The organism is Lacinutrix venerupis (assembly GCF_003663945.1).
Lineage (GTDB): Bacteria > Bacteroidota > Bacteroidia > Flavobacteriales > Flavobacteriaceae > Lacinutrix > Lacinutrix venerupis.
The window spans coordinates 158,193-178,243 of sequence record NZ_RCCH01000006.1; the positions used below are offsets into that span (position 1 = coordinate 158,193).

Genomic DNA, 20,051 nt, shown 5'->3' on the forward strand with positions numbered 1-20,051 from the left:
CAAACTATAATGACACTTCCAAAATTTATATTAGGCGATAATACCGATTTTCCCAACGCAATTTTTGTAATCCACACAGAATTCCCTATGTTTATTATTAATCTTGAAGATGATGAAGTCGAGTGGTTAGAAGATTTCGACCAGCATGACCAAAAGGAATTGGAAATGGAAACCGAAAACATGATTAAAGAAGCAACCGCTTTTTACGATAGAGAAGTAGCGCGTTACGAAGAATAAAATAACGGTATTGCTTAAATAAAACGAAGAAACTATACTGCAATCTCTTCAGCTTAATAGAACAAATAACAAATGTTAGAACAATTAGTAGAATTAGATCACGAACTATTTTTATACCTAAACAGTTTAGGTAATGTATATTGGGATGCTTTTTGGATGGCTTATACCGCTAAATTTCACTGGATTCCTTTTTATGCTCTTTTAGTGTATTTAATGTATAGAAGATTAAACAGTAAAATGTTTATACTTACATTAATTGTTATTGTGTTTATGATTACGTTTACAGATCAAGTTGCAAATTTATTTAAATCTGGCGTTGGCAGATTAAGACCGTGCCATAATGCTAAATTAATAGATAGTATGCGTTTAGTTAAATCTTATTGTGGCGGACAATTTGGTTATTTTTCCGGACATGCAAGCAATGCTATGGCAGTAGCTATATTTACAGGAATGTTGTTAAAAGATAAGTATAAATATTTAATCTATTTTATGCTTATTTGGGCATTGTTTATGGGTTACAGCCGTATATACATTGGTGTACATTTCCCACTAGATGTATTAAGTGGTTTTGTATTTGGTGGTTTATCTGGTTACGCATTTTATAGATTAGATAAATATCTTCAGCAGCGTTTTATTTATAATAAAGTATAATTTTATTTACGAGTAAGTATATAGAATACACTTTTTAAACGCCAATTATCTTGGTTTGAAGCGCTTCCAAATCGATTTAAATTATAAGTTCCTATTTCTTTTATGTTGTAATTTAAACTTAGTTTAGTTTCAATTTCTGGAGTCATAGTGTTTACTAAAAGACCAAAAGAATTATCTAAAGGAAAGGTGTAATTATTATTTTCTATTTTAATTTCTGGAATTATATCACCATAGTCCCAAATAAACTCTGGAGCAACATAATCTAAAGCATATAAATTAATATTACGCATTTGGTTTTCTTTATTTAAAGTAGAAAGGCTTTTGTAATTTTCATTCTTAAAAGCTTCTGTTAAAGGTAAAACCACAATAAATGCTGAAGCAAAAAACAGAACAGTTAATAAAAATACATTTTTAATTTCTTTAGCTTTTAACTGCATAAAAATTAATATTCCAATTGCAAATAATACAATTGAAGCTATTATAAATTTAAACATATGGTTTTGTAACTGCTCTTTAAAAAGAAGCCACATAACTATTGGAAAAGCAATGCCTATAATACCAATTAAACCAAAATTAAAATAAACAGGAAAGGTTTCGCGCTTGTCTTTTAAAACCTTAAATTTTCTTATTAAATATTCAATATAAAATCCAATATTAAATGCTAAAGGAATTAAAACAGGCATTAAATATCGTGACTTTTTCATAGGCACTGCAGATAATAAAACTACAGCAACTAAAGTCCATATTAAGCTAAACTTGTATGCTTTAAAATGGCTAACACGCTTTTTTAAATACGGATAGAGTAGAGAGATAAAGGCAGGAACAGTCCAAATGCCGCTTTGTGTAAAAAAGCTCCAATAATAGTAAAATGGTCTAATATTATAGTTTCCCCAAGTACTGGTTTCTTTACTTGCAATAGCATTTAATGTTGTTGTATCCTGCAATTTTACATACAAATACCAAGAGCCTCCAATGGCAATTCCTAGTATAATGGAGCCTATAAGATATGGTGTTTTTTTTGCTAAATTTTTATACTTAAAACTAAAGCCATAAGCAACTAAAAACGGTAAAAATAAAGCGTAAATAGAAATAGGACCTTTTGCCAGTATCGACAATCCTAAAAATAAGCCAGCTTTAATGGCATGTTTCCATGTATAGTTTTCGGTTTTAAAAATTTTAAAAAAATAATAAATAGCAACAAGCATAAAAGCATGTGTAAAAATATCTGATGGCGCCTCAAATGTAATTCCAATAACATAAAAAGAGGTTAACAGAATAAGCGCATTAATTATACTATGTGTTTTTCCTTTTAAAATAGTTCGCGATAAATAATACGTAAAACTACCAGCAAGCATAACCATTAATACCGCAGGAAGTCGCATTGCAAAAAGGCTTTTTGTACCAAAAACAATACTACTAAAGGCCGAAAACCATGCTGGTAAAGGAGGTTTTTGGTAACGTGCAACATTATTCATTGTGGTTAAAAGCCAATGGTCGTTATTTAGCATCTCGCGAGCAGTAATAAAATTTCTCGCTTCCATAATCGATACTTGTAATACTTCTAAATTTGGCAATAACATAATTGCTACAAATAAACAAATAGTAAGAACCGGATAGATTTTAAGCGATTTTGGCATCTTGATTTTTTAAAAGAATTAAATTTCTAATGTAGATTACTGTTCCTAAAATATGGCCCACAAAAAGTACAGGATCTTTTCTAAAAATGGCGTAAGTTAAAATAAGTAAAGAGCCTATTAAACTTAATGCCCAAAAACCAAAAGGTAATGTAGAGTTTTTATGTTTTTCAGAATATAACCATTGGTATACAAAACGTAAAGTAAAAATAATTTGAGATACAATACCTAAAGCTAATAACCAAAAAGGAATATCTTCATTTTTAAAGAAAATATTTACATCTATTCTATTGTTATTAAAATAAAATATACCTACAAATAGTGGCATGAACAGTAATATGTATCGTAAAATTACTGGTATTTTTTTCCATTGATTTTGTAGTTGTAAATTTCTAATGTAAATAAAATAGGTAAGTGTTTGTCCAAGCATAATTGCAAAATCATCTCTTAAATATCCATAAATAAATAATAGAAAGGAGGCAATTAAGCTTAATGTCCAAAACAATGTTGGTGTAACTACACGTTTTGTTTTTTCACTTGTAATCCATTGTATAATTAACCGCGAGGAAAATAAAATTTGAGCCAAAAACCCAATGCTATATATAATCCAGTCGCTCATTAACCTTGTTTAGAAACTTGATAATTTATATGCTTTTTCTTCATCCATAAATAGGCAAAACAATCCATTAAAGGTCCTATTAATCTATTCCAAACACCAAATTTTGCTTCACCAGCAACACGAGGAAAATGCTGTACAGGAACTTGTTTTATTTTTCCGTTTTGTAATAAAACCATGGCAGGTAAAAAACGATGTAAACCTTTAAACATTGGAATACGTTTTGCAAAATCGGTTTTAATTACTTTTAACGGACAGCCAGTATCGTCCATACCATCGTGTGTAAAACTTCTTCTAATACCATTTGCAATTTTAGACGACATATTTTTTACAAAGCTATCTTTTCTATTAGCACGAACACCTGTAACTAAATCATTCTCGCCAATATGTTTTAAAAGTAAATTAAAATCTTCTGGAGCCGTTTGTAAATCGCTATCTATATAACCTACTAATTCAGTTTCTGTATAATCAAAACCAGCTTTAATAGCTGCGCTTAAGCCTCTATTTTCTTTAAATTTAATAAATGAAAACATATCGTTTCTATTACAAATAGTTTCAATAATAGATTGGCTTTTATCTTTAGAACCATCATTAACAAACAAAATTTTAGTTGCTTTAGTAGCAATTTTTGTATATGCCAAGAGCTCTTTTTCTACTCGTAATAAATTTTCCTCTTCATTATAAACAGGAACAACAATGGTAAATTGATAAGTCATTAATAATTAAAATTTAATGCAAATGTATTGTTTTTTTAAGAATAGAAATTAGGTGTGAAATAAAATATGTTTCTTTGTATTTGTATATTTAGAAATATGAAGATATTAGTAACAGGAGCAGCAGGATTTATAGGCTCTCACACTTGTGAGAGATTAAAAGGTTTAGGTCATGAAGTAATAGGTTTAGATAATTTTTCGGCATATTATAATTTAGAGCTAAAGCATTTAAATGAAAATGCGCTTAATAAAAAGAATATATCTATAATTAAAAAAGATTTGCGAGATAATGCTTTTGCAGAAGCGCTTCCAAAGGATATAAATTATATTTTTCATTTTGCAGCGCAGCCAGGTTTATCAAGCACATCGAGTTTTGAAGACTATTTAAGCAATAATGTAATTGGTACAAAAAATTTAATAGATTATGCTTTAACGCTACCAGATTTAAAATTATTTGTAAACATAGGTACATCTTCTATTTATGGCTTAGAGGCAACTTCTGCTGAAACAATTGTACCTAAACCAGCATCTTATTATGGTGTTACTAAATTAGCAGCAGAGCAATTAGTGCTTCAAAAAAGTAGAGAACAACTATTTAAATCATGCTCTTTAAGACTATATTCTGTAATTGGTCCACGTGAACGCCCAGAAAAAATGTACACTAAATTAATAGCTTGTGCATTTAATAATACCGAGTTTCCTTTATATAATGGTAGTGCAACACACCTAAGAAGTTTTACTTATGTAGGCGATATTGTAGATGGTATTACAAGTGTTATAGGTAATGATGCTAAAGTAAATGGCGAAATTATAAATCTTGGAACCGAAGTAGAGCACACAACACAAGATGGTATTCGTGCAGTTGAAAATATAGTAGGAAAAACTATTAAAATTAATAATGTAGAGGCTAGAGCTGGAGATCAATTACGTACTAAAGCTAATATAGATAAAGCTCGAAAATTATTAAACTACAACCCAAAAACAACTTTGTTGGAGAGTGTTAAAGCTCAAGTAGAGTGGTATAGAGCTAATTTTTTATAGTTTTAAACAGAATTAAAGCGTGTATTTTGAAAGTTCGTTTATCGTGTTTCACTGATATAAAATCGTTTCAATGTTTTTTATATCTGACGATAAACGAAATTAGCAGAAAATTTTAACAAAGTCAAACACACTTCATTTAATAAAATTTTAAAAATAATCCCAAAACAGTAATATTGCTTTGGGATTATTTAAAAAAGTAATAATTTTATTTAAACTCAATAATTTCAGCAGAAATAGTTGCGTTTACTCTTTTACTAGTTTTAATAAAATCTACAGTTACATTTACTAACGCTCTGCTTCCTGTTAATTCTACTCCAGCAGCCTTTGCATTTTCTAACATTTTCGTTTTTGCTTGAGAAATAATACCTTCTCTGTTGGTAATATTACCAGTTTTAATTTTTTCGGTAGCACTTCCTTTAAAGCTACCAAGAACTTCAAAATTAGAACTATTTAATACTGTTTGCGTTTGGTTTACTTGGTTAAAAGTACCGCTGTAAATACTCGATCTACAAGAAGTTAAAGTTGCAACTACTGCAAGTGTTAAAATAATTTTTTTCATTAATTTGTTAGGTTTAGTTATGCCCTAAATATTTTAAGGTCTTTTGAGGGCTTTATTGTGACCTCAATTAGTTTAGATAATTAAGTTGCCAAAACTAAAACTTTTTTCCTACAAAGTCCTATACGTAGAACTACGTATTTTTATCAAAAATAAATTCTATTTTTGTGGTAATGGAGAATACAATACAAAACCACGTCCCAAGTCAGGCTATACCTAGAGTTTTAAAACTTTTAGAGCATGACGATTTAGTAGTTTTAGTAAAGAAAGAACGTAAAACAAGACACGGAGATTATAGAAAATTGCCAAACGGTAAACACCAAATAACTATAAACGAGAATTTAAATAGCTACAGATTTTTAATTACACTTATTCATGAAATTGCACATTTCGAAACTTATAAAACATATGGTAAACATATAAAACCTCATGGCTTAGAGTGGAAGCGAACGTTTCAACATTTAATGTTGCCATTTATTAATCCAGAAATATTTCCTTTGGATTTACTACCATTATTGGCTAAGCACTTTAAAAATCCCAAAGCATCTAGCGATACAGACACGCAACTCGCCTTAAGTTTAAGGCAATTCGACGAACCAAATAATAAAACCTTTATATTTGAATTACCTTTGGGTGAAACCTTTATATTTAGAAATAATAAGATTTTTAAAAAAGGTAAAAAACGAACAAAACGCTATGAATGTACAGAGCTTAAAACAGGTAAAGTATATTTATTTAACCCAAATGCAGAAGTAGAACCAATAAGATGAACAAAAATTATTACGCCATATTAATGGCAGGTGGAGTAGGCTCAAGATTTTGGCCAGTAAGTACACAAGATTTTCCTAAACAATTTCATGATATGTTAGGAACTGGTGAGACGTTAATACAAAAAACATTTAATCGTTTAGCTACTTTAATACCAAAAGAAAATATTTTTATTTTAACAAACGAACGCTATAACGATTTGGTGTTCCAGCAACTTCCAGACGTTACTAAAAGACAAGTAGTTTTAGAACCTGCAATGCGTAATACAGCACCTTGTATTTTATATGCATCATTAAAAATACAAAAGGAAAATAAAGATGCAATAATGATTGTGGCACCAAGTGACCATTGGATTGAAGATGAAAGAGCATTTGCTAACAATGTACAACAAGCATTTAATTTTTGTGAAAATAATAATGCTTTAATGACATTAGGTATAACACCAACATTTCCTAATACAGGCTATGGTTATATAGAATATAATAAAACTTCAGACAGTAATATAAAACCAGTAGCACAGTTTAGAGAAAAACCAGATTACGATACCGCAAAAAGTTTTATTTCTCAAGGTAATTTTTTGTGGAATGCAGGTATCTTTATGTGGAGTGTAAAAAGTGTTATAGAGGCTTTTAAAAATAATCAACCAGATTTATTTAATCTTTTTGAAAAAGGAATTACAACATATAATACAGATTTTGAAGACAATTTTATAAAAGATAATTATGGCAAAGCCGAAAATATTTCGGTAGATTATGCTATAATGGAAAAGTCTAAAAATGTCTATGTAATTCCTGCAACTTTCGATTGGAACGACCTTGGAACTTGGGGAAGCCTATACGATAAATTAGAAAAAGATGATAACGCAAATGCCGTTGTTAACGCAAGAACAATAACCGAAGATGCTACAGGTAACATGATAAGAACCAAAGCAAATAAAGTTGTAGTTGTTGATGGTTTACAAGATTATATTATTGTAGATAAAGACGAAGTTTTGCTTATCTTTCCAAAAGCAAAAGAACAAGATATTAAAAAAGTACTCCAAAATGTAAAAAACAAATTTGGAGACCATTTAGGATAAACTATGAGTGAAGAAAATAAATTTAACTTTACTAACGAGTCTGAAAAAGACGAGGAAGCTAAAATTGAAGCAGCAAAAGCCGAAGCGGCAAGAAAAGATGAAGCTGTAAAAGAGTCTAAGGAAACAGTAAAAAAAGAGGCGCAAAGTTTTTACGAGAGTATAAAAAAATTCTTTACAGAACTTTTAGATTTTAGGCACGATACAGATAGAGATGCTACAATAGCAGCAATAAAAGCCGATATTCCATTTAAAGGAGCAACAGCATGGATTTTAATATGCTCTATTTTTGTAGCCTCAATTGGTTTAAATGCAAATTCACCAGCAGTAGTTATTGGAGCCATGTTAATTTCTCCACTAATGGGCCCAATTTTAGGTGTTGGTTTAGCGATTGCTATTAATGATATCGATACGTTAAAACGATCACTTATAAACTTAGCAACCATGATTGTTTTAAGTTTATTAACCGCATTTTTGTTCTTTTATTTCTTTCCTTTAAGTGAAGATACATCAGAGCTTTTAGGTCGTGTAAGTCCAGATATTAGAGATGTTCTTATTGCTTTTTTTGGTGGATTAGCACTAATAATTGCAAGAACAAAAAAAGGAACAATAGCTTCGGTAATATTTGGTGTAGCTATTGCTACAGCATTAATGCCACCACTTTGTACTGCAGGATATGGTTTAGCAAAAGGCAATTGGGTATATTTTAGAGGTGCAATGTATTTATTTACTATAAATACTATATTTATTGCTCTTGCCACATTTTTGGTTCTAAAAATACTACGTTTCCCTATGCTTAAATATGCAAATTCTGCAAAGCGTAAGCGTATTGCAAGATTTGCTTCTTTAGTAGCTATTGTGGTTATGATTCCTGCTATTTATACATTTATTAATGTACTACAACAAAGTAAGTATGAAATGGATTACGATAATTTTATAAAAAATGAAATTGTTGCTAATGATAATTTATGGTTACAGCGAGAAAACATGGATATAGCAACAAAAAAGATAAGTTTGTTTTTTAATGGCGAAATAGGAGAAGCTACAATTTCAGATTTGAAAAATGAATTAAAAAAAGGAAATAATTACGGTAATCTTAAAGATTTTGAATTAGTAATTAACGCTAATAAATCTAGAAGTATAGATAGAATTTCAGAATCTTTGGATCGTGCTTACGATGATTTAGATAGAAGAGATAATATTATTGCTGGTTTACAAAAGCAAATTGAAGAATTACAAAATAATATTAATACACTTAATTTAGAATTAGAGAATAAAAATAACTTAAAAGGAGCAGTGTCTTTTACAACTTTAGCTAAAGATGCTAAAATTACATTTAAAGATTTAGAGTTCTTTAGTTATGCAACTATGTTAGAATCTAGAGATTTTATTAGAATAGATACTATGCCAGTAGCCCGTGTTAAATGGAATAAAAATTTAAGTGACAGTTTAGTTAGAAAAAATGAAAAAGCCTTAAGTGTATGGTTAAAAAAGGAAATAAAAGTAGATACAGTATATATAGAGCATAATTAATTAACCTTGTTCCTTTAAAACAGCTTCACGTACTTTTTTAAATAAGTTTGAAGAGTAAACAAAGTCTGTAACAATTTTATTATCTGTTTTAAAAATGGTTTTTTTGCTGCCTTCCCAAGCTTTTAAACCATCTTTTAAAAACATTATACTATCGCCAATTTCCATAACCGAATTCATATCGTGTGTATTAATTACAGTAGTAATATTGTACTCTTCTGTAATTTCATGAATTAAATTATCTATAACAATAGCTGTTTTAGGATCTAAACCAGAGTTTGGTTCATCACAAAATAGATATTTCGGATTATTTACAATTGCACGCGCGATAGCAACACGTTTTTGCATACCTCCAGAAGCTTCACTTGGCATTTTTTTATGGGCGTCTTCAAGATTTACACGTTTTAAAACAATAGATGCACGTTCTCGCATTTCGTCTTTTTTAAGCTTTGTAAACATGCGTAATGGAAACATAACATTCTCTTCTATTGTTAAAGAATCGAATAATGCACTGCCTTGAAATACCATTCCAATTTTGGCACGCATATCTCTTTTTTTGTCTTCACTTAAATTAGCAAAAACTTCTCCATTATATTCAATGCTTCCTTCTTCGTAATCGTATAAGCCTAATAAACATTTTAAAAATACCGATTTTCCTGAGCCACTTTGCCCAATAATTAGGTTGGTTTTTCCTTGTTCAAAAGTATTGCTAATGCCCTTTAAAATATGAGCATCTCCAAACGATTTGTGTAAATTTTTTACTTCTATCATTAGCTTAATAATAATTGAGTTGCTAAATAGTTTAATAAAATAATAGTAACACTGGTCCAAACAAAAGAGGTTGTACTAGCTTCTCCTACTTCTAAGGCGCCACCTTTCATATAATAGCCATGGTAAGATGGTATTGTGGCCAAAACAAATGCAAATAAAAACGTTTTTATAAATGCATAAACAATATGAAAAGGTTGAAAGTCTTGTTGTATTCCTGTAATAAAATCATCTACTGAAGAATATCCGCCGTAAACACAAGCAGTTAAACCACCTATAATACCTAAAAACATAGCAATAGAAATTACAAAAGGATAAAAAGCCATGGCAACAAGTTTAGGGAAAACTAAATAGTTTAAAGAGTTTATACCCATAACTTCTAAAGCATCAATTTGCTCTGTAACTCTCATGGTTCCTATACTAGAGGTAATAAAAGACCCTACTTTACCAGCCATAATAATAGACATAAATGTTGGCGCAAATTCTAAAAGAATAGATTGCCTAGTGGCAAAACCAACAAGCGTTTTTGGAATTAACGGGTTATCTATATTTAATGCTGTTTGAATAGTAACAACTCCTCCCACAAAAAAAGCAATAAAAGATACGATGCCTAAAGAACCAATAATTAAATCATCTATATCTTTTAAAATAAGATGACGCATTACAGACCATTTTGTAGGTTTACGAAATAGCTCTATAATCATTAAAAAATATGTTCCTATATTATTTAGATACTGCATAAAATTATTAAAACGATTAGACTTTATGTGCTAGGTAATAACTTGAATTGTATTAATTGCTAATGTATAAAAATCTGTAAAGTATTTAACGATAATTTTAAGTTAAGATATTTAAAAAAGTTTATTTTTGAAATCTTAAATAAAATAAGAGAAAATGAGATTTTTATCAATTATATTTTTATCGGTATTCCTATTTAACTGTAATGCGCAAAGTAATGTTATACAAGTTAAACCTCAAGAAGAGGTTACTTTAAACGCTAATCCTAAATTAGTAGTTGGTGTTGTTGTCGACCAAATGCGTTACGATTATTTAACACGTTTTTATAATAAATATGGAAATGATGGTTTTAAAAGATTAATTAACGATGGCTTTAATTGTAAAAATAATCATTATAACTATGTGCCAACCTTTACAGGTCCAGGTCATGCTTCAATTTATACAGGAACTTCACCAAAAAATCATGGTATAATTGCTAACAATTGGTACAATAAATTTAGTAAAAAAATGGTGTATTGTGCAGAAGATTCTACAGTTGTAGCAGTTGGTAGTGATACAGACCAAGAGAAAATGTCTCCTCGTAGAATGAAGACTACTAGTTTTGCAGACGAGAACAGGCTTCACACACAATTAAAAGGAAAAACCATTGGTATTTCTATTAAAGATAGAGGTGCAATTTTACCAGCAGGTCACTCTGCTAATGCTGCATATTGGTTTAGAGGAAAAGATGAAGGGAATTTTATAACTTCAAATTACTACATGAATAGTCTGCCTCAATGGGTAAACGATTTTAATGCAACTACTACCGCAGAAAGCTATTTACGCGAATGGAATACACTATACGATATTAATACATATACAGAAAGTGGGAGTGATTTAAATGTTTTTGAAACAGGTTTTAAAGGTAAAGACAATGCTACTTTTCCTTATGATTTAGCAACATTAAAAGATAAAAATGGTGGTTTCGATATTATTAAGGCAACACCATTTGGCAATAGTATTGTAGCAGATTTTGCAATTAAAGCAATAGATGGAGAGCAACTTGGGCAAGATAATATTACAGATGTTTTAACGGTTAGTTTTTCGAGCACAGATTATGTTGGCCATAACTTTGGTGTGAACTCTAAAGAGATTGAAGATACTTATATTCGTTTAGATAAAGATTTAGCACGTTTATTTAAGGCATTAGATGAGAAAATTGGAGTAGGAGAGTATACTTTATTTTTAACTTCAGATCATGGAGCTGTAGAGGTTCCTGCTTATTTACAAAGTGTAAAAATTCCTGCAGGTTACTTTAATAGAGATGAATTTAAAACAAAATTAAACAACTTTTTAGTAAAAGAATTTTCGGCTTCAGATTTAATAGAAAATATAAGTAACGATCAAATATTTTTAAATAAAGCTCGTTTAAAACAGTTTAATTTAAAGTTAGAAGATGTACAATATGCCATTGTAAACGAAGTTATAAATTACAACCATATTGATAAAGCATATTCTGCTAAAACCATGCAAAGTTCTACATTTTTTGGTGGAATTGAAGCGTTGTTACAAAACGGATATCACCAAAAACGTTCTGGAGATATAATTTTAGTTAAAGATCCTGCTGTGATAAGCTACAGTAAAACAGGTTCTACTCATGGTTCTGGTTCTACTTTCGATACTCACGTTCCTTTACTTTTTTATGGAAATGGAATTAAAAAAGGAAGTACCTTAACTAAAACAGAAATTACAGATATAGCACCTACAATCTCTGCTCTATTAGGAATTAGTTTCCCAAATGGAGCCACAGGAAATGTTTTAGATTTTGTTATAGATTAATATTTGGTGTAAAATAATTTACGACTTTTTAAACTTGTTTTTTAAGGCTTTTTCAGTTTTTAAAAGCATGTAGAGTACGCTTCCTCCAATAATAATTAAGCTAATAATTATTGTATTTTTATTTGATATATTAAATGCAATAATTGCTATACCTAATAGTAATTTTATACAACCACAAAAAACCATTTTTTTTGAAGAATACTTTTGTGCAAAATCCCAAGTTTGTTGGTTTTTCATAGAAGTATCTGTTCTATATCCATAAAACATATTTATTTTTTTAGGAGGAAATTTATACATAATTATTCCTAAAATAATAAATACAATGCCGCTAAGCGAAAGTGGATTAATTAAATATTCTAGTTGTTCCAAAATATAATAAGTTTACTTTCTATATAAAAAGTAATTATTTACAAGCTCTATGTAGGTTTGTTTTGCTTGGTCTTCTGTAATGCCTTGAATTTGAAATAGAGCATTAGTTTTAAAAGCATTAATTATTGGTGTGCGGCTGCTTGGTCTTTCGTAATTATTTGTAGCCTTTTTAAAATACGCATATAAGCGTAGCAAAAAGTCTGCTGGAAAAGGTTCTGTATGCGAGTTAATACGCTCTACAGCTTCTTGAAATGCGATATCTATTTCTTCAGAAGTCATTATAATTCGGCAATTATACTTTCGCCACCTTTTACTTTATCGTTTAAACTTACTTTTACATTAGTATCTAAAGGTAAATATAAATCTACTCTCGAGCCAAATTTTATAAAACCAGAATCGGTGCCTTGTACGGCTTCATCACCAACTTTAGCGTAGTTTACTATACGTTTGGCTAATGCTCCAGCTATTTGTCTATATAATACTTTACCGTAAGATTCATTTTCTACAACAACAGTTGTTCGCTCGTTTTCTTCACTCGCTTTTGGATGCCAAGCAACTAAATATTTACCAGGATGATATTTACTAAATAAAACTTTTCCATTAATAGGATAGCGTGTTACATGAACATTTAATGGAGACATAAACACACTTATTTGTAGTCTTTTTTCTTTAAAATATTCTTTTTCAAAAACTTCTTCAATAACTACAACTTTACCATCTACAGGAGATAAAACGTTGTTGTTATTGTTTATTGTGTTTCTTTTAGGATTTCTAAAAAATTGAAGAATTAAATATAAAAATACTGCTAAAGTGAAAAACAGTAAATATTTAAGCCAATTAATATCTATAAAGTAATCTACAGCTATGTAAGACGCGATTATAAGTATAAAAGTTATGACAATAATTTTATGGCCTTCTTTATGAAACATAATGTAATATTCTTAAAAATAAATATATAAATGGTGCTGCAAATATAATACTATCGAAACGGTCTAACAAACCTCCATGACCTGGCATAATTACACCACTGTCTTTAACATTTGCTTGACGTTTAAATTTAGACTCTATTAAATCTCCAATAGTACCTATAACACTAATAATTACAGCTAAAATAAGCCAATTATTAAAATTTAAAGTATGCGTGTAAGTTGCTATAAAATAACTTGCTATGCAAGAAAATAATAATCCTCCAAGAAAACCTTCTACAGTTTTTTTAGGAGATATACTTGAAAACAACTTTTGTTTACCAAAGTTTTTTCCAACTAAATAGGCAAAAGAATCGTTTACCCAAACCAAAATAAATGAACCAAACAAAAGTTTTGGTGTAAAGGTATGATTATGGTTTGCTATTAATATTAAAAAAACAAAGCCGCTAGAAATATAAAACGTGGTTAATATAAAACGCTTTGTTATAAATAGTGGAATAACTTTTTCTGAAAATAAATCTTTAATTAAAAGAAGTTGAACAAATATAGTAATAACTTGAAGTATTTGCGTGGCTTCGTCTAAACCTTTTGAAGAATTCATGAGTAATTGCCAGTACCCAAAAATAAAATATAAAACCGTGAAAACAATGTAAGGAACAAAACTTTTTAAACTAATTAGTTTTTTAAATTCTGCAATACATATAATTCCAAATATAAAAAACAGAATGATTAATGCATGCTGATTTAATAGTGATGAAAGTAGTAGTAATACATAAAGTACTCCAGATAATGCTCTAGTTATAGTTTCTTTCATTAAAAAATAAATGAGTTCTTATTATAAATCCTCAAGAAGTAGCAAATATAAGTTTTTTGAGGCACTACCATACGTTAAAAAGTCTTTTTCATCAAGATCTTTAAAGTGTTTTATTGTAGTAATGTTTGTGGGTATTTTTTGTGCGTTATTGTTTTTAATTTTTCTTAAACCTTCTCCAATATTTGTGACAATTTGACTTGTAGTAGCAAAAACAATAAAATTATTCGGGAACTCTCTAAGTTTAGATTCTGCTATTTGATGAGATGATATAAGTAAAGAACCATCATTAGCAATTAAACTTTCGCAAGTTGTAAAAAAATAAGTTGCAGCATTTAAAGCATCTGTTTTTAAGTTTAAACTTTTAAAACGTTGTTTTAGGTTTTTGTCGTAAAAAAAACCAGCTTTTTCTGTCCAATTATTTTCTTCAAGAATAAGATTTAAGTTTTCGTAAATTTCATCTAAATTTTCACAATATAAAAACTTACCACCGTTTGCTTTAAAGTTTATAGTAAAACTTTCGTCAATTGGTAGTTTTTCTTGAGGCATGTATTTACCTCTTGTTTCGTTACTAATATCTTTTTTTTCTTTATCAGATTTAGAACGAAAAATGTTTTTAAAAATGCTCATTTATAACTTTGCTATTAACCTATTCTGCTAAGGTAATTACCAAATATAAAAAATCTCAAATTAACTATAGCGTTAATTTGAGATTTTAAGACTATTTTATAAAAATAAGGTTTATTCTTCTTCCTCTTTTTTAGAATTGTTTTCTTTTTTTAATAGTTCTGATGGTTTTTCAGAAGTAGTATCAAAAGGACGCTTACCTAATATTTCTTCAAGATCATCTTTAAAAATAACTTCTCTTTCAATTAATCTTTCGGCAAGTTTATCTAGCACATCTCTTTTAGATTCTAAGAGTTCTAATGCACGTTGGTACTGCGTTTCAACTATGTTTTTAATTTCGTTATCTATAAGTTCTGCTGTATTTTCACTATATGGTTTTACAAAACCACTTTCTCCAGCAGGATCGTAATATGTAATATTACCTACTTTTTCATTTAAGCCATAAATCATAACCATAGCTTTTGCTTTTTTGGTTACATTTTCTAAATCGCTTAATGCGCCAGTAGAGATTTCATTAAAAATAATTTTTTCGGCAGCACGACCACCCATAGTTACACAAATTTCGTCTAAAAATTTGCTTGTTCTAGTAATAAAGGCTTCTTGTGGTAAGTACCATGCAGCACCTAATGAGCGTCCACGAGGTACAATAGTTACTTTAACTAAAGGATCTGCATGTTCTAAGAACCAACTTACAGTTGCGTGTCCTGCTTCGTGATAAGCAATGGTTTTCTTTTCTTCGACAGAGAATAAATTACTTCGTTTTTCTAGACCACCAATAATTCTATCTACTGCGTCTAAGAAATCTTGTTTATCTACTGCTTTCTTATTATTTCTAGCTGCTATTAATGCAGCTTCATTACAAAGATTTGCTATATCTGCACCAGAGAATCCTGGTGTTTGTTTTGCTAAGAAATCTACTTCTAAACCGTCTACTTTTTTAAGCGGTCTTAAATGTACTTCAAAAATAGCACGTCTTTCGGTTAGATTTGGTAAATCTACATGTATTTGCCTGTCAAAACGACCAGCACGCATAAGGGCTTTATCTAAAATATCGGCTCTATTGGTAGCAGCTAATACAATAACGTTTGTGTTTGTACCAAAACCATCCATTTCTGTTAGTAATTGGTTTAATGTGTTTTCACGTTCATCGTTACTTCCTGACATTGCATTTTTTCCTCTTGCACGACCGATGGCATCAATTTCATCAATAAATATAATTGCAGGAGATTTTTCTTTGGCTTGTTTAAATAAGTCTCTTACTCTAGAGGCTCCAACACCTACGAACATTTCAACGAAATCTGATCCAGATAATGAGAAAAATGGCACTTTTGCTTCACCAGCAACAGCTTTTGCTAATAAAGTTTTACCAGTTCCTGGAGGTCCTACAAGTAAGGCTCCTTTTGGTATTTTTCCTCCTAAAGAAGTATATTTTTCTGGATTTTTAAGGAAGTCTACAATTTCTTGTACTTCTTCTTTGGCTCCTTCTAAACCAGCAACATCTTTAAAAGTTGTTTTTACTTTAGTATTCTCGTCGAATAGTTTGGCTTTAGATTTTCCTATATTAAAAATCTGACCACCAGCGCCTCCTCCAGCACCACCAGACATACGGCGCATGATAAATATCCAGACAGCAATTAAAAGAATAAACGGTAGTAGACTAAAAAGCAAATCTGATAACAAATTTTCTTCTCTGTCGTTATCGTAAACTGTATTAAGATTATTTTCGTCTATAATACTTGTATACTTATCTTCAAAATTTTCTAAACTACCGTATTGAAAAATGTAGTTAGGTGTTTTAGTAGCACTAAAACTAAAATTATTTGAAACAGACTTTTTATGTTTTTCAAGTTTTTCGGCTGCATCTGTAAGGTATACTTTTACAAAACCAGTGTTTTTAATGACATCAAATTGTTTAACGTCACCATCTTTTAAAATTTGATAAAACTCTATTGGTGTTATTTTTTTATTGTCATTAGTATCGCCTGTTCCAAAAATTTGAAAAGCGATTAATGCAATTAAAAGAGCTCCTGAAATCCAATACGGATTAAACTTAGGTTTTTTTGGAGCTTGCGGTTTATTATTATTTGCCATGTATGGGTTTAAAATTTAGATTCAATAAGTGTAGTTTTAGCGTCTCCCCAAAGACTTTCAATGTCATAATATTCACGAATATGTTTTTGGAAAACATGTACAACAACATTTACATAATCCATTAAAACCCATTCTGCATTGTCTTCTCCTTCTATATGCCAAGGCTTATCTTTTAGCTCTTTGCTTACTTTTTTCTGAATAGAATTAACAATTGCATTTACTTGTGTATTAGAGGTACCTTCGCAAATAATAAAATAATCGCAAACAGTATTATCAATTTCTCTTAAGTCTAGAATAGTTGTTTCTTTTCCTTTTACATCTTCAATACCACTAATAATTGTAGTTATTAATGCATCGTCATTTACTTGTTTTTTAGCCATTAACTAATATTTAATTTGTGCAAAGTTATTATTTTTTGGTTCTTTATACTTTAAAATTTTTATAAAGATTAATTATAAAATTTAAACAACGAAGATAACCAATTTATATGCGTATAATCAAACTTGATGCCATCGATTCTACAAATACTTTTCTAAAAGAGATTAGTAGCGCAGATACTCTTGAAGATTACACTATTGTTGTTGCTAAACAACAGAATAGAGGACGTGGGCAAATGGGCAAAGTTTGGGCTTCTAATGCAGGAGAAAACCTTACGTTTAGTGTGTTTAAACGTATAAGTAACTTGCAGTTTTCTAATCAGTTTTATCTTAGTATTGTTACTTCGCTTGCATTATATAAAACATTAAAATATTATAATGTTCCTAATTTATTTGTAAAATGGCCTAACGACATTTTGTCAGCGAATAAAAAAATAGCAGGTATTTTAATTGAAAATATTGTAAAAAAAAGCAAATTAGAATATTCTATTATTGGCATAGGTTTAAATGTTAACCAAACAGAATTTAATGATTTAGTTAGTGCTACATCCTTAAAAAATAGTTGTGGTAAAACTTTTGATTTAGATGAAGTAATGCATAAGTTTATAGTTGAATTTAAAATGGCATTTAAAAGTTTAGATTCTGGTGCTACTGAAGCATTAAAAGCAGACTATGAATCAAAATTATTTAGAAAAAATAAACCTTCAACATTTAAAAATGCCGAAGGTAATTTGTTTTCTGGTTTTATTAAAGGCGTTTCTTCAAGTGGTAATTTAGTACTCTTATTAGAGGATGAAATTATAGAAGAATTTACTTTAAACGAAATAACCTTATTATATTAAACAGCTACAGTCATGTTTCCAGCTAAAGTGTCTATAAACTTACTTATAGGACCTTTAATCATCATTGCCATCATAGCATTAAATTCTCCTTGAAAGTTTAGTTGCACTTCACTAGTATTGCTATCTATTTCTGTAATATTTGCAATTAGAGAGAAATCTAATTTTCCGCCAGCAGCTCCAAGAATTATTTTGCTGTGTGGTACAGTTTCTTTTTTCTTAAGTACAATTTCTGGCATGCCTTTTAACGCAAATAAAAATTTATCTTCGTCAAGAATTTCAAATTTACTTATGTTTTCTGGCATAAGTGTTTCGAAGTTTTTAACGTTGTTTAAAAAATTAAAAGCGTCTTCGGCAGATTTATTTAAAGTAACTTTTTTAGATTCTAAATTCATATTAGATTTTTTATTATTTTTTTATAGTATTTAGATATCAAGAAGCATTCCATTCGCTAGGATTACTATTCCAAGCAGACAAAGTTTCTAATTGATCTTCTTTTATATAATTTGTTTCGGCAGCTTCAATAAGTAAATTTTCATAATTACTTAAAGTATGTAAATCTATATGTTCTGCTTCAAAATTTTCTTTGGCAATATCAAAACCGTAAGTAAAAATAGCAATCATTCCTTTTACATTTACATTTGCTTGTTTTAATGCTTTTACTGCATTAAGACTGCTCTTTCCGGTGCTAATTAGGTCTTCTACAACAACAACATTTTGTCCGCTTTCAATAAAACCTTCAATTTGGTTTTGGCGGCCATGGCCTTTTGCTTCTGGTCTTACATATATAAAAGGTAAGCCTAAATATTCTGCAACTAACATTCCAATACCTATGGCTCCTGTAGCAACACCTGCTATTGCATCTGGTTTTCCATATTGCTGTTCTATAAACTTAGCCATTTCTTCACGTACATAATTTCTTATAGGTGGAAATGATAAAATAATACGATTGTCGCAATAAATAGGAGATTTCCATCCAGAAGCCCATGTAAATGGTTCTTTTGGGCTTAATTTAATAGCGTTAACTTGTAGTAAAACCTTTGCGGCTTGTCTGGCGATGTGTTTGTCAAAAATCATAATTGCAAAAATAAACAATAATTTAACTTTATGGCTTAGTTATAAATCTAAAAAAATATTTTTTTAAGACGTAAGAAACTAAAATAAAAATAATATTTTTACCAAAGCTAACCAATTGCTAGACGCTAAAATATGTATTACATTTTTGTAAACAACAAACCTATAATTTTAACAACCATAGTTGAAAAAGAAACCGATTTTAAAAACTTTTTGTTAAAAGATGTTGATATTGAAGAAGCTATAAAAGTACTTAAAAAAAAGAAAATTAATTCTATTAGGCTTATTCATCACAACGAAGAAACTATACTAAAAAAGTTTTTAAAAAAATTACCTAACGTTATTGCTGGAGGAGGAAAAGTTTACAATAATAATAATGAAGTATTGTTTATTTTTAGGAACAATAAATGGGATTTACCAAAAGGTAAAGCAGAAAAAAATGAAAGTATCGAGGAAACTGCACTTCGTGAAGTAGAAGAAGAAACAGGAGTTACTGGTTTAAAAATTGTAAAACCATTAGAGACTACTTATCATCTTTTTAAAAGAAACGATAAATTAAAAATTAAAATTACCTATTGGTTTAAAATGAAAACCAATTTTAAAGGTGAATTATATCCGCAAGAAGCCGAAGGTATTACTAAAGTACAATGGCTAAATAAGGAAAAATCTCTAGAAGCGTTAAATAACTCTTACTCAAATATTAAGTTGTTAATAAAAGCAAAAAGTAATAAAATATAAGCGTTTTGTTTTAGAGAGTTTTCTTACAGGTTATTTAATCTTGCTTTTTGCACC

24 protein-coding genes are annotated in these 20,051 nt (G+C 29.4%); 9 read left to right on the plus strand and 15 right to left on the minus strand.

What is annotated here, in order from left to right; translation table 11 throughout:
- The first annotated feature begins 9 nt into the window (after positions 1 to 9).
- On the plus strand, positions 10 to 237 hold the full coding sequence (locus CLV86_RS10485; protein WP_076732530.1) for a hypothetical protein: 228 nt from the start codon (positions 10 to 12) through the stop codon (positions 235 to 237).
- Positions 238 to 309: 72 nt separating this feature from the next.
- Positions 310 to 888, plus strand: a complete 579-nt coding sequence (locus CLV86_RS10490; RefSeq protein WP_121052203.1) for a phosphatase PAP2 family protein — start codon at positions 310 to 312, stop codon at positions 886 to 888.
- 2 nt (positions 889 to 890) lie between these two features.
- Here CLV86_RS10490 and CLV86_RS10495 read toward each other — a convergent pair whose 3' ends face one another.
- Genes CLV86_RS10495 through CLV86_RS10505 form a run of 3 tightly spaced genes read right to left on the minus strand, consistent with a single transcriptional unit; the run spans position 891 to position 3,854 of the window.
- Positions 891 to 2,525 (minus strand): ArnT family glycosyltransferase, encoded by a 1,635-nt coding sequence (locus CLV86_RS10495; protein ID WP_121052205.1) that lies wholly within the window; start codon positions 2,523 to 2,525, stop codon positions 891 to 893.
- Complete coding sequence (locus CLV86_RS10500; protein WP_121052206.1) at positions 2,509 to 3,141, minus strand: lipid-A-disaccharide synthase N-terminal domain-containing protein; 633 nt, start codon at positions 3,139 to 3,141, stop codon at positions 2,509 to 2,511. Before CLV86_RS10500 ends, CLV86_RS10495 begins: the two co-directional genes overlap by 17 nt.
- Entirely contained in the window at positions 3,141 to 3,854 is a 714-nt protein-coding gene (locus CLV86_RS10505) for a glycosyltransferase family 2 protein (RefSeq protein WP_121052208.1), read from the minus strand. The genes CLV86_RS10500 and CLV86_RS10505 overlap by 1 nt, the downstream gene beginning before the upstream one ends.
- A 96-nt stretch (positions 3,855 to 3,950) precedes the next feature.
- Between CLV86_RS10505 and CLV86_RS10510 the strand changes: the two genes are divergently transcribed.
- On the plus strand, positions 3,951 to 4,892 hold the full coding sequence (locus CLV86_RS10510) for an NAD-dependent epimerase/dehydratase family protein (protein ID WP_121052210.1): 942 nt from the start codon (positions 3,951 to 3,953) through the stop codon (positions 4,890 to 4,892).
- 205 nt (positions 4,893 to 5,097) lie between these two features.
- Here CLV86_RS10510 and CLV86_RS10515 read toward each other — a convergent pair whose 3' ends face one another.
- A complete protein-coding gene (locus tag CLV86_RS10515) occupies positions 5,098 to 5,451 on the minus strand; it encodes a DUF6567 family protein (protein WP_121052212.1) in 354 nt (117 codons plus the stop codon).
- Between the two features lie 170 nt (positions 5,452 to 5,621).
- On the opposite strand from CLV86_RS10515, the gene CLV86_RS10520 reads away from it, so the two are divergent.
- Genes CLV86_RS10520 through CLV86_RS10530 form a run of 3 tightly spaced genes read left to right on the plus strand, consistent with a single transcriptional unit; the run spans position 5,622 to position 8,824 of the window.
- Positions 5,622 to 6,218: a SprT-like domain-containing protein gene (locus CLV86_RS10520; protein ID WP_121052214.1), complete on the plus strand. Its 597-nt coding sequence runs from the start codon at positions 5,622 to 5,624 to the stop codon at positions 6,216 to 6,218.
- Entirely contained in the window at positions 6,215 to 7,294 is a 1,080-nt protein-coding gene (locus CLV86_RS10525) for a mannose-1-phosphate guanylyltransferase (RefSeq protein WP_121052216.1), read from the plus strand. Before CLV86_RS10520 ends, CLV86_RS10525 begins: the two co-directional genes overlap by 4 nt.
- A 3-nt stretch (positions 7,295 to 7,297) precedes the next feature.
- Positions 7,298 to 8,824: a DUF389 domain-containing protein gene (locus tag CLV86_RS10530; RefSeq protein WP_121052218.1), complete on the plus strand. Its 1,527-nt coding sequence runs from the start codon at positions 7,298 to 7,300 to the stop codon at positions 8,822 to 8,824.
- Here CLV86_RS10530 and CLV86_RS10535 read toward each other — a convergent pair whose 3' ends face one another.
- Entirely contained in the window at positions 8,825 to 9,592 is a 768-nt protein-coding gene (locus CLV86_RS10535; RefSeq protein ID WP_076732557.1) for an ABC transporter ATP-binding protein, read from the minus strand. It abuts the gene before it with no gap.
- A complete protein-coding gene (locus CLV86_RS10540) occupies positions 9,592 to 10,329 on the minus strand; it encodes an MlaE family ABC transporter permease (protein ID WP_076732560.1) in 738 nt (245 codons plus the stop codon). The genes CLV86_RS10535 and CLV86_RS10540 overlap by 1 nt, the downstream gene beginning before the upstream one ends.
- Positions 10,330 to 10,483: 154 nt before the next feature.
- Between CLV86_RS10540 and pafA the strand changes: the two genes are divergently transcribed.
- A complete protein-coding gene (pafA, locus tag CLV86_RS10545; protein ID WP_121052220.1) occupies positions 10,484 to 12,145 on the plus strand; it encodes an alkaline phosphatase PafA in 1,662 nt (553 codons plus the stop codon).
- Positions 12,146 to 12,163: 18 nt separating this feature from the next.
- Here the strand turns inward: pafA and CLV86_RS10550 are convergent, their stop codons facing one another.
- The 7 genes from CLV86_RS10550 to rsfS all read right to left on the minus strand — a co-directional run bounded on the left by CLV86_RS10550 (position 12,164) and on the right by rsfS (position 17,349).
- Positions 12,164 to 12,514 (minus strand): SdpI family protein, encoded by a 351-nt coding sequence (locus CLV86_RS10550; RefSeq protein ID WP_121052222.1) that lies wholly within the window; start codon positions 12,512 to 12,514, stop codon positions 12,164 to 12,166.
- Between the two features lie 12 nt (positions 12,515 to 12,526).
- Positions 12,527 to 12,793 carry an acyl-CoA-binding protein gene (locus CLV86_RS10555; RefSeq protein ID WP_076732566.1) on the minus strand — a complete coding sequence of 89 codons (267 nt, stop codon included), beginning with the start codon at positions 12,791 to 12,793 and terminating at the stop codon, positions 12,527 to 12,529.
- Entirely contained in the window at positions 12,793 to 13,443 is a 651-nt protein-coding gene (locus CLV86_RS10560; RefSeq protein ID WP_121052224.1) for a phosphatidylserine decarboxylase family protein, read from the minus strand. The genes CLV86_RS10555 and CLV86_RS10560 overlap by 1 nt, the downstream gene beginning before the upstream one ends.
- Positions 13,433 to 14,254 carry a phosphatidate cytidylyltransferase gene (locus CLV86_RS10565; protein ID WP_121052226.1) on the minus strand — a complete coding sequence of 274 codons (822 nt, stop codon included), beginning with the start codon at positions 14,252 to 14,254 and terminating at the stop codon, positions 13,433 to 13,435. Before CLV86_RS10565 ends, CLV86_RS10560 begins: the two co-directional genes overlap by 11 nt.
- 21 nt (positions 14,255 to 14,275) lie before the next feature.
- Entirely contained in the window at positions 14,276 to 14,881 is a 606-nt protein-coding gene (locus CLV86_RS10570) for an LUD domain-containing protein (protein ID WP_121052228.1), read from the minus strand.
- A gap of 111 nt (positions 14,882 to 14,992) precedes the next feature.
- The gene (ftsH, locus tag CLV86_RS10575; RefSeq protein ID WP_076732577.1) at positions 14,993 to 16,969 is read right to left on the minus strand and encodes an ATP-dependent zinc metalloprotease FtsH; all 1,977 of its coding nucleotides are present in this window, start codon (positions 16,967 to 16,969) and stop codon (positions 14,993 to 14,995) included.
- Positions 16,970 to 16,977: 8 nt separating this feature from the next.
- Entirely contained in the window at positions 16,978 to 17,349 is a 372-nt protein-coding gene (gene rsfS / locus CLV86_RS10580; protein ID WP_076732580.1) for a ribosome silencing factor, read from the minus strand.
- Between the two features lie 107 nt (positions 17,350 to 17,456).
- Here rsfS and CLV86_RS10585 point away from each other — a divergent pair, with 107 nt between their 5' ends.
- A complete protein-coding gene (locus CLV86_RS10585) occupies positions 17,457 to 18,188 on the plus strand; it encodes a biotin--[acetyl-CoA-carboxylase] ligase (RefSeq protein ID WP_121052230.1) in 732 nt (243 codons plus the stop codon).
- Here CLV86_RS10585 and CLV86_RS10590 read toward each other — a convergent pair.
- Positions 18,185 to 18,580 carry an orotate phosphoribosyltransferase gene (locus CLV86_RS10590; RefSeq protein ID WP_076732585.1) on the minus strand — a complete coding sequence of 132 codons (396 nt, stop codon included), beginning with the start codon at positions 18,578 to 18,580 and terminating at the stop codon, positions 18,185 to 18,187. The genes CLV86_RS10585 and CLV86_RS10590 overlap by 4 nt on opposite strands.
- A 37-nt stretch (positions 18,581 to 18,617) precedes the next feature.
- Positions 18,618 to 19,262 carry an orotate phosphoribosyltransferase gene (pyrE, locus tag CLV86_RS10595; protein WP_121052232.1) on the minus strand — a complete coding sequence of 215 codons (645 nt, stop codon included), beginning with the start codon at positions 19,260 to 19,262 and terminating at the stop codon, positions 18,618 to 18,620.
- A gap of 132 nt (positions 19,263 to 19,394) precedes the next feature.
- Here pyrE and CLV86_RS10600 point away from each other — a divergent pair, with 132 nt between their 5' ends.
- Complete coding sequence (locus CLV86_RS10600; RefSeq protein WP_121052234.1) at positions 19,395 to 19,997, plus strand: NUDIX hydrolase; 603 nt, start codon at positions 19,395 to 19,397, stop codon at positions 19,995 to 19,997.
- The last annotated feature ends 54 nt before the right edge of the window (positions 19,998 to 20,051 follow it).

Coding starts and splice junctions, on each gene's coding strand:
- CLV86_RS10485 (WP_076732530.1), top strand. CDS start 10: ATGACACTTCCAAAATTTATATTAGGCGATAATACCGATTTTCCCAAC.
- CLV86_RS10490 (WP_121052203.1), top strand. CDS start 310: ATGTTAGAACAATTAGTAGAATTAGATCACGAACTATTTTTATACCTA.
- CLV86_RS10495 (WP_121052205.1), bottom strand. CDS start 2,525: ATGCCAAAATCGCTTAAAATCTATCCGGTTCTTACTATTTGTTTATTT.
- CLV86_RS10500 (WP_121052206.1), bottom strand. CDS start 3,141: ATGAGCGACTGGATTATATATAGCATTGGGTTTTTGGCTCAAATTTTA.
- CLV86_RS10505 (WP_121052208.1), bottom strand. CDS start 3,854: ATGACTTATCAATTTACCATTGTTGTTCCTGTTTATAATGAAGAGGAA.
- CLV86_RS10510 (WP_121052210.1), top strand. CDS start 3,951: ATGAAGATATTAGTAACAGGAGCAGCAGGATTTATAGGCTCTCACACT.
- CLV86_RS10515 (WP_121052212.1), bottom strand. CDS start 5,451: ATGAAAAAAATTATTTTAACACTTGCAGTAGTTGCAACTTTAACTTCT.
- CLV86_RS10520 (WP_121052214.1), top strand. CDS start 5,622: ATGGAGAATACAATACAAAACCACGTCCCAAGTCAGGCTATACCTAGA.
- CLV86_RS10525 (WP_121052216.1), top strand. CDS start 6,215: ATGAACAAAAATTATTACGCCATATTAATGGCAGGTGGAGTAGGCTCA.
- CLV86_RS10530 (WP_121052218.1), top strand. CDS start 7,298: ATGAGTGAAGAAAATAAATTTAACTTTACTAACGAGTCTGAAAAAGAC.
- CLV86_RS10535 (WP_076732557.1), bottom strand. CDS start 9,592: ATGATAGAAGTAAAAAATTTACACAAATCGTTTGGAGATGCTCATATT.
- CLV86_RS10540 (WP_076732560.1), bottom strand. CDS start 10,329: ATGCAGTATCTAAATAATATAGGAACATATTTTTTAATGATTATAGAG.
- pafA (WP_121052220.1), top strand. CDS start 10,484: ATGAGATTTTTATCAATTATATTTTTATCGGTATTCCTATTTAACTGT.
- CLV86_RS10555 (WP_076732566.1), bottom strand. CDS start 12,793: ATGACTTCTGAAGAAATAGATATCGCATTTCAAGAAGCTGTAGAGCGT.
- CLV86_RS10560 (WP_121052224.1), bottom strand. CDS start 13,443: ATGTTTCATAAAGAAGGCCATAAAATTATTGTCATAACTTTTATACTT.
- CLV86_RS10565 (WP_121052226.1), bottom strand. CDS start 14,254: ATGAAAGAAACTATAACTAGAGCATTATCTGGAGTACTTTATGTATTA.
- CLV86_RS10570 (WP_121052228.1), bottom strand. CDS start 14,881: ATGAGCATTTTTAAAAACATTTTTCGTTCTAAATCTGATAAAGAAAAA.
- ftsH (WP_076732577.1), bottom strand. CDS start 16,969: ATGGCAAATAATAATAAACCGCAAGCTCCAAAAAAACCTAAGTTTAAT.
- rsfS (WP_076732580.1), bottom strand. CDS start 17,349: ATGGCTAAAAAACAAGTAAATGACGATGCATTAATAACTACAATTATT.
- CLV86_RS10585 (WP_121052230.1), top strand. CDS start 17,457: ATGCGTATAATCAAACTTGATGCCATCGATTCTACAAATACTTTTCTA.
- CLV86_RS10590 (WP_076732585.1), bottom strand. CDS start 18,580: ATGAATTTAGAATCTAAAAAAGTTACTTTAAATAAATCTGCCGAAGAC.
- pyrE (WP_121052232.1), bottom strand. CDS start 19,262: ATGATTTTTGACAAACACATCGCCAGACAAGCCGCAAAGGTTTTACTA.
- CLV86_RS10600 (WP_121052234.1), top strand. CDS start 19,395: ATGTATTACATTTTTGTAAACAACAAACCTATAATTTTAACAACCATA.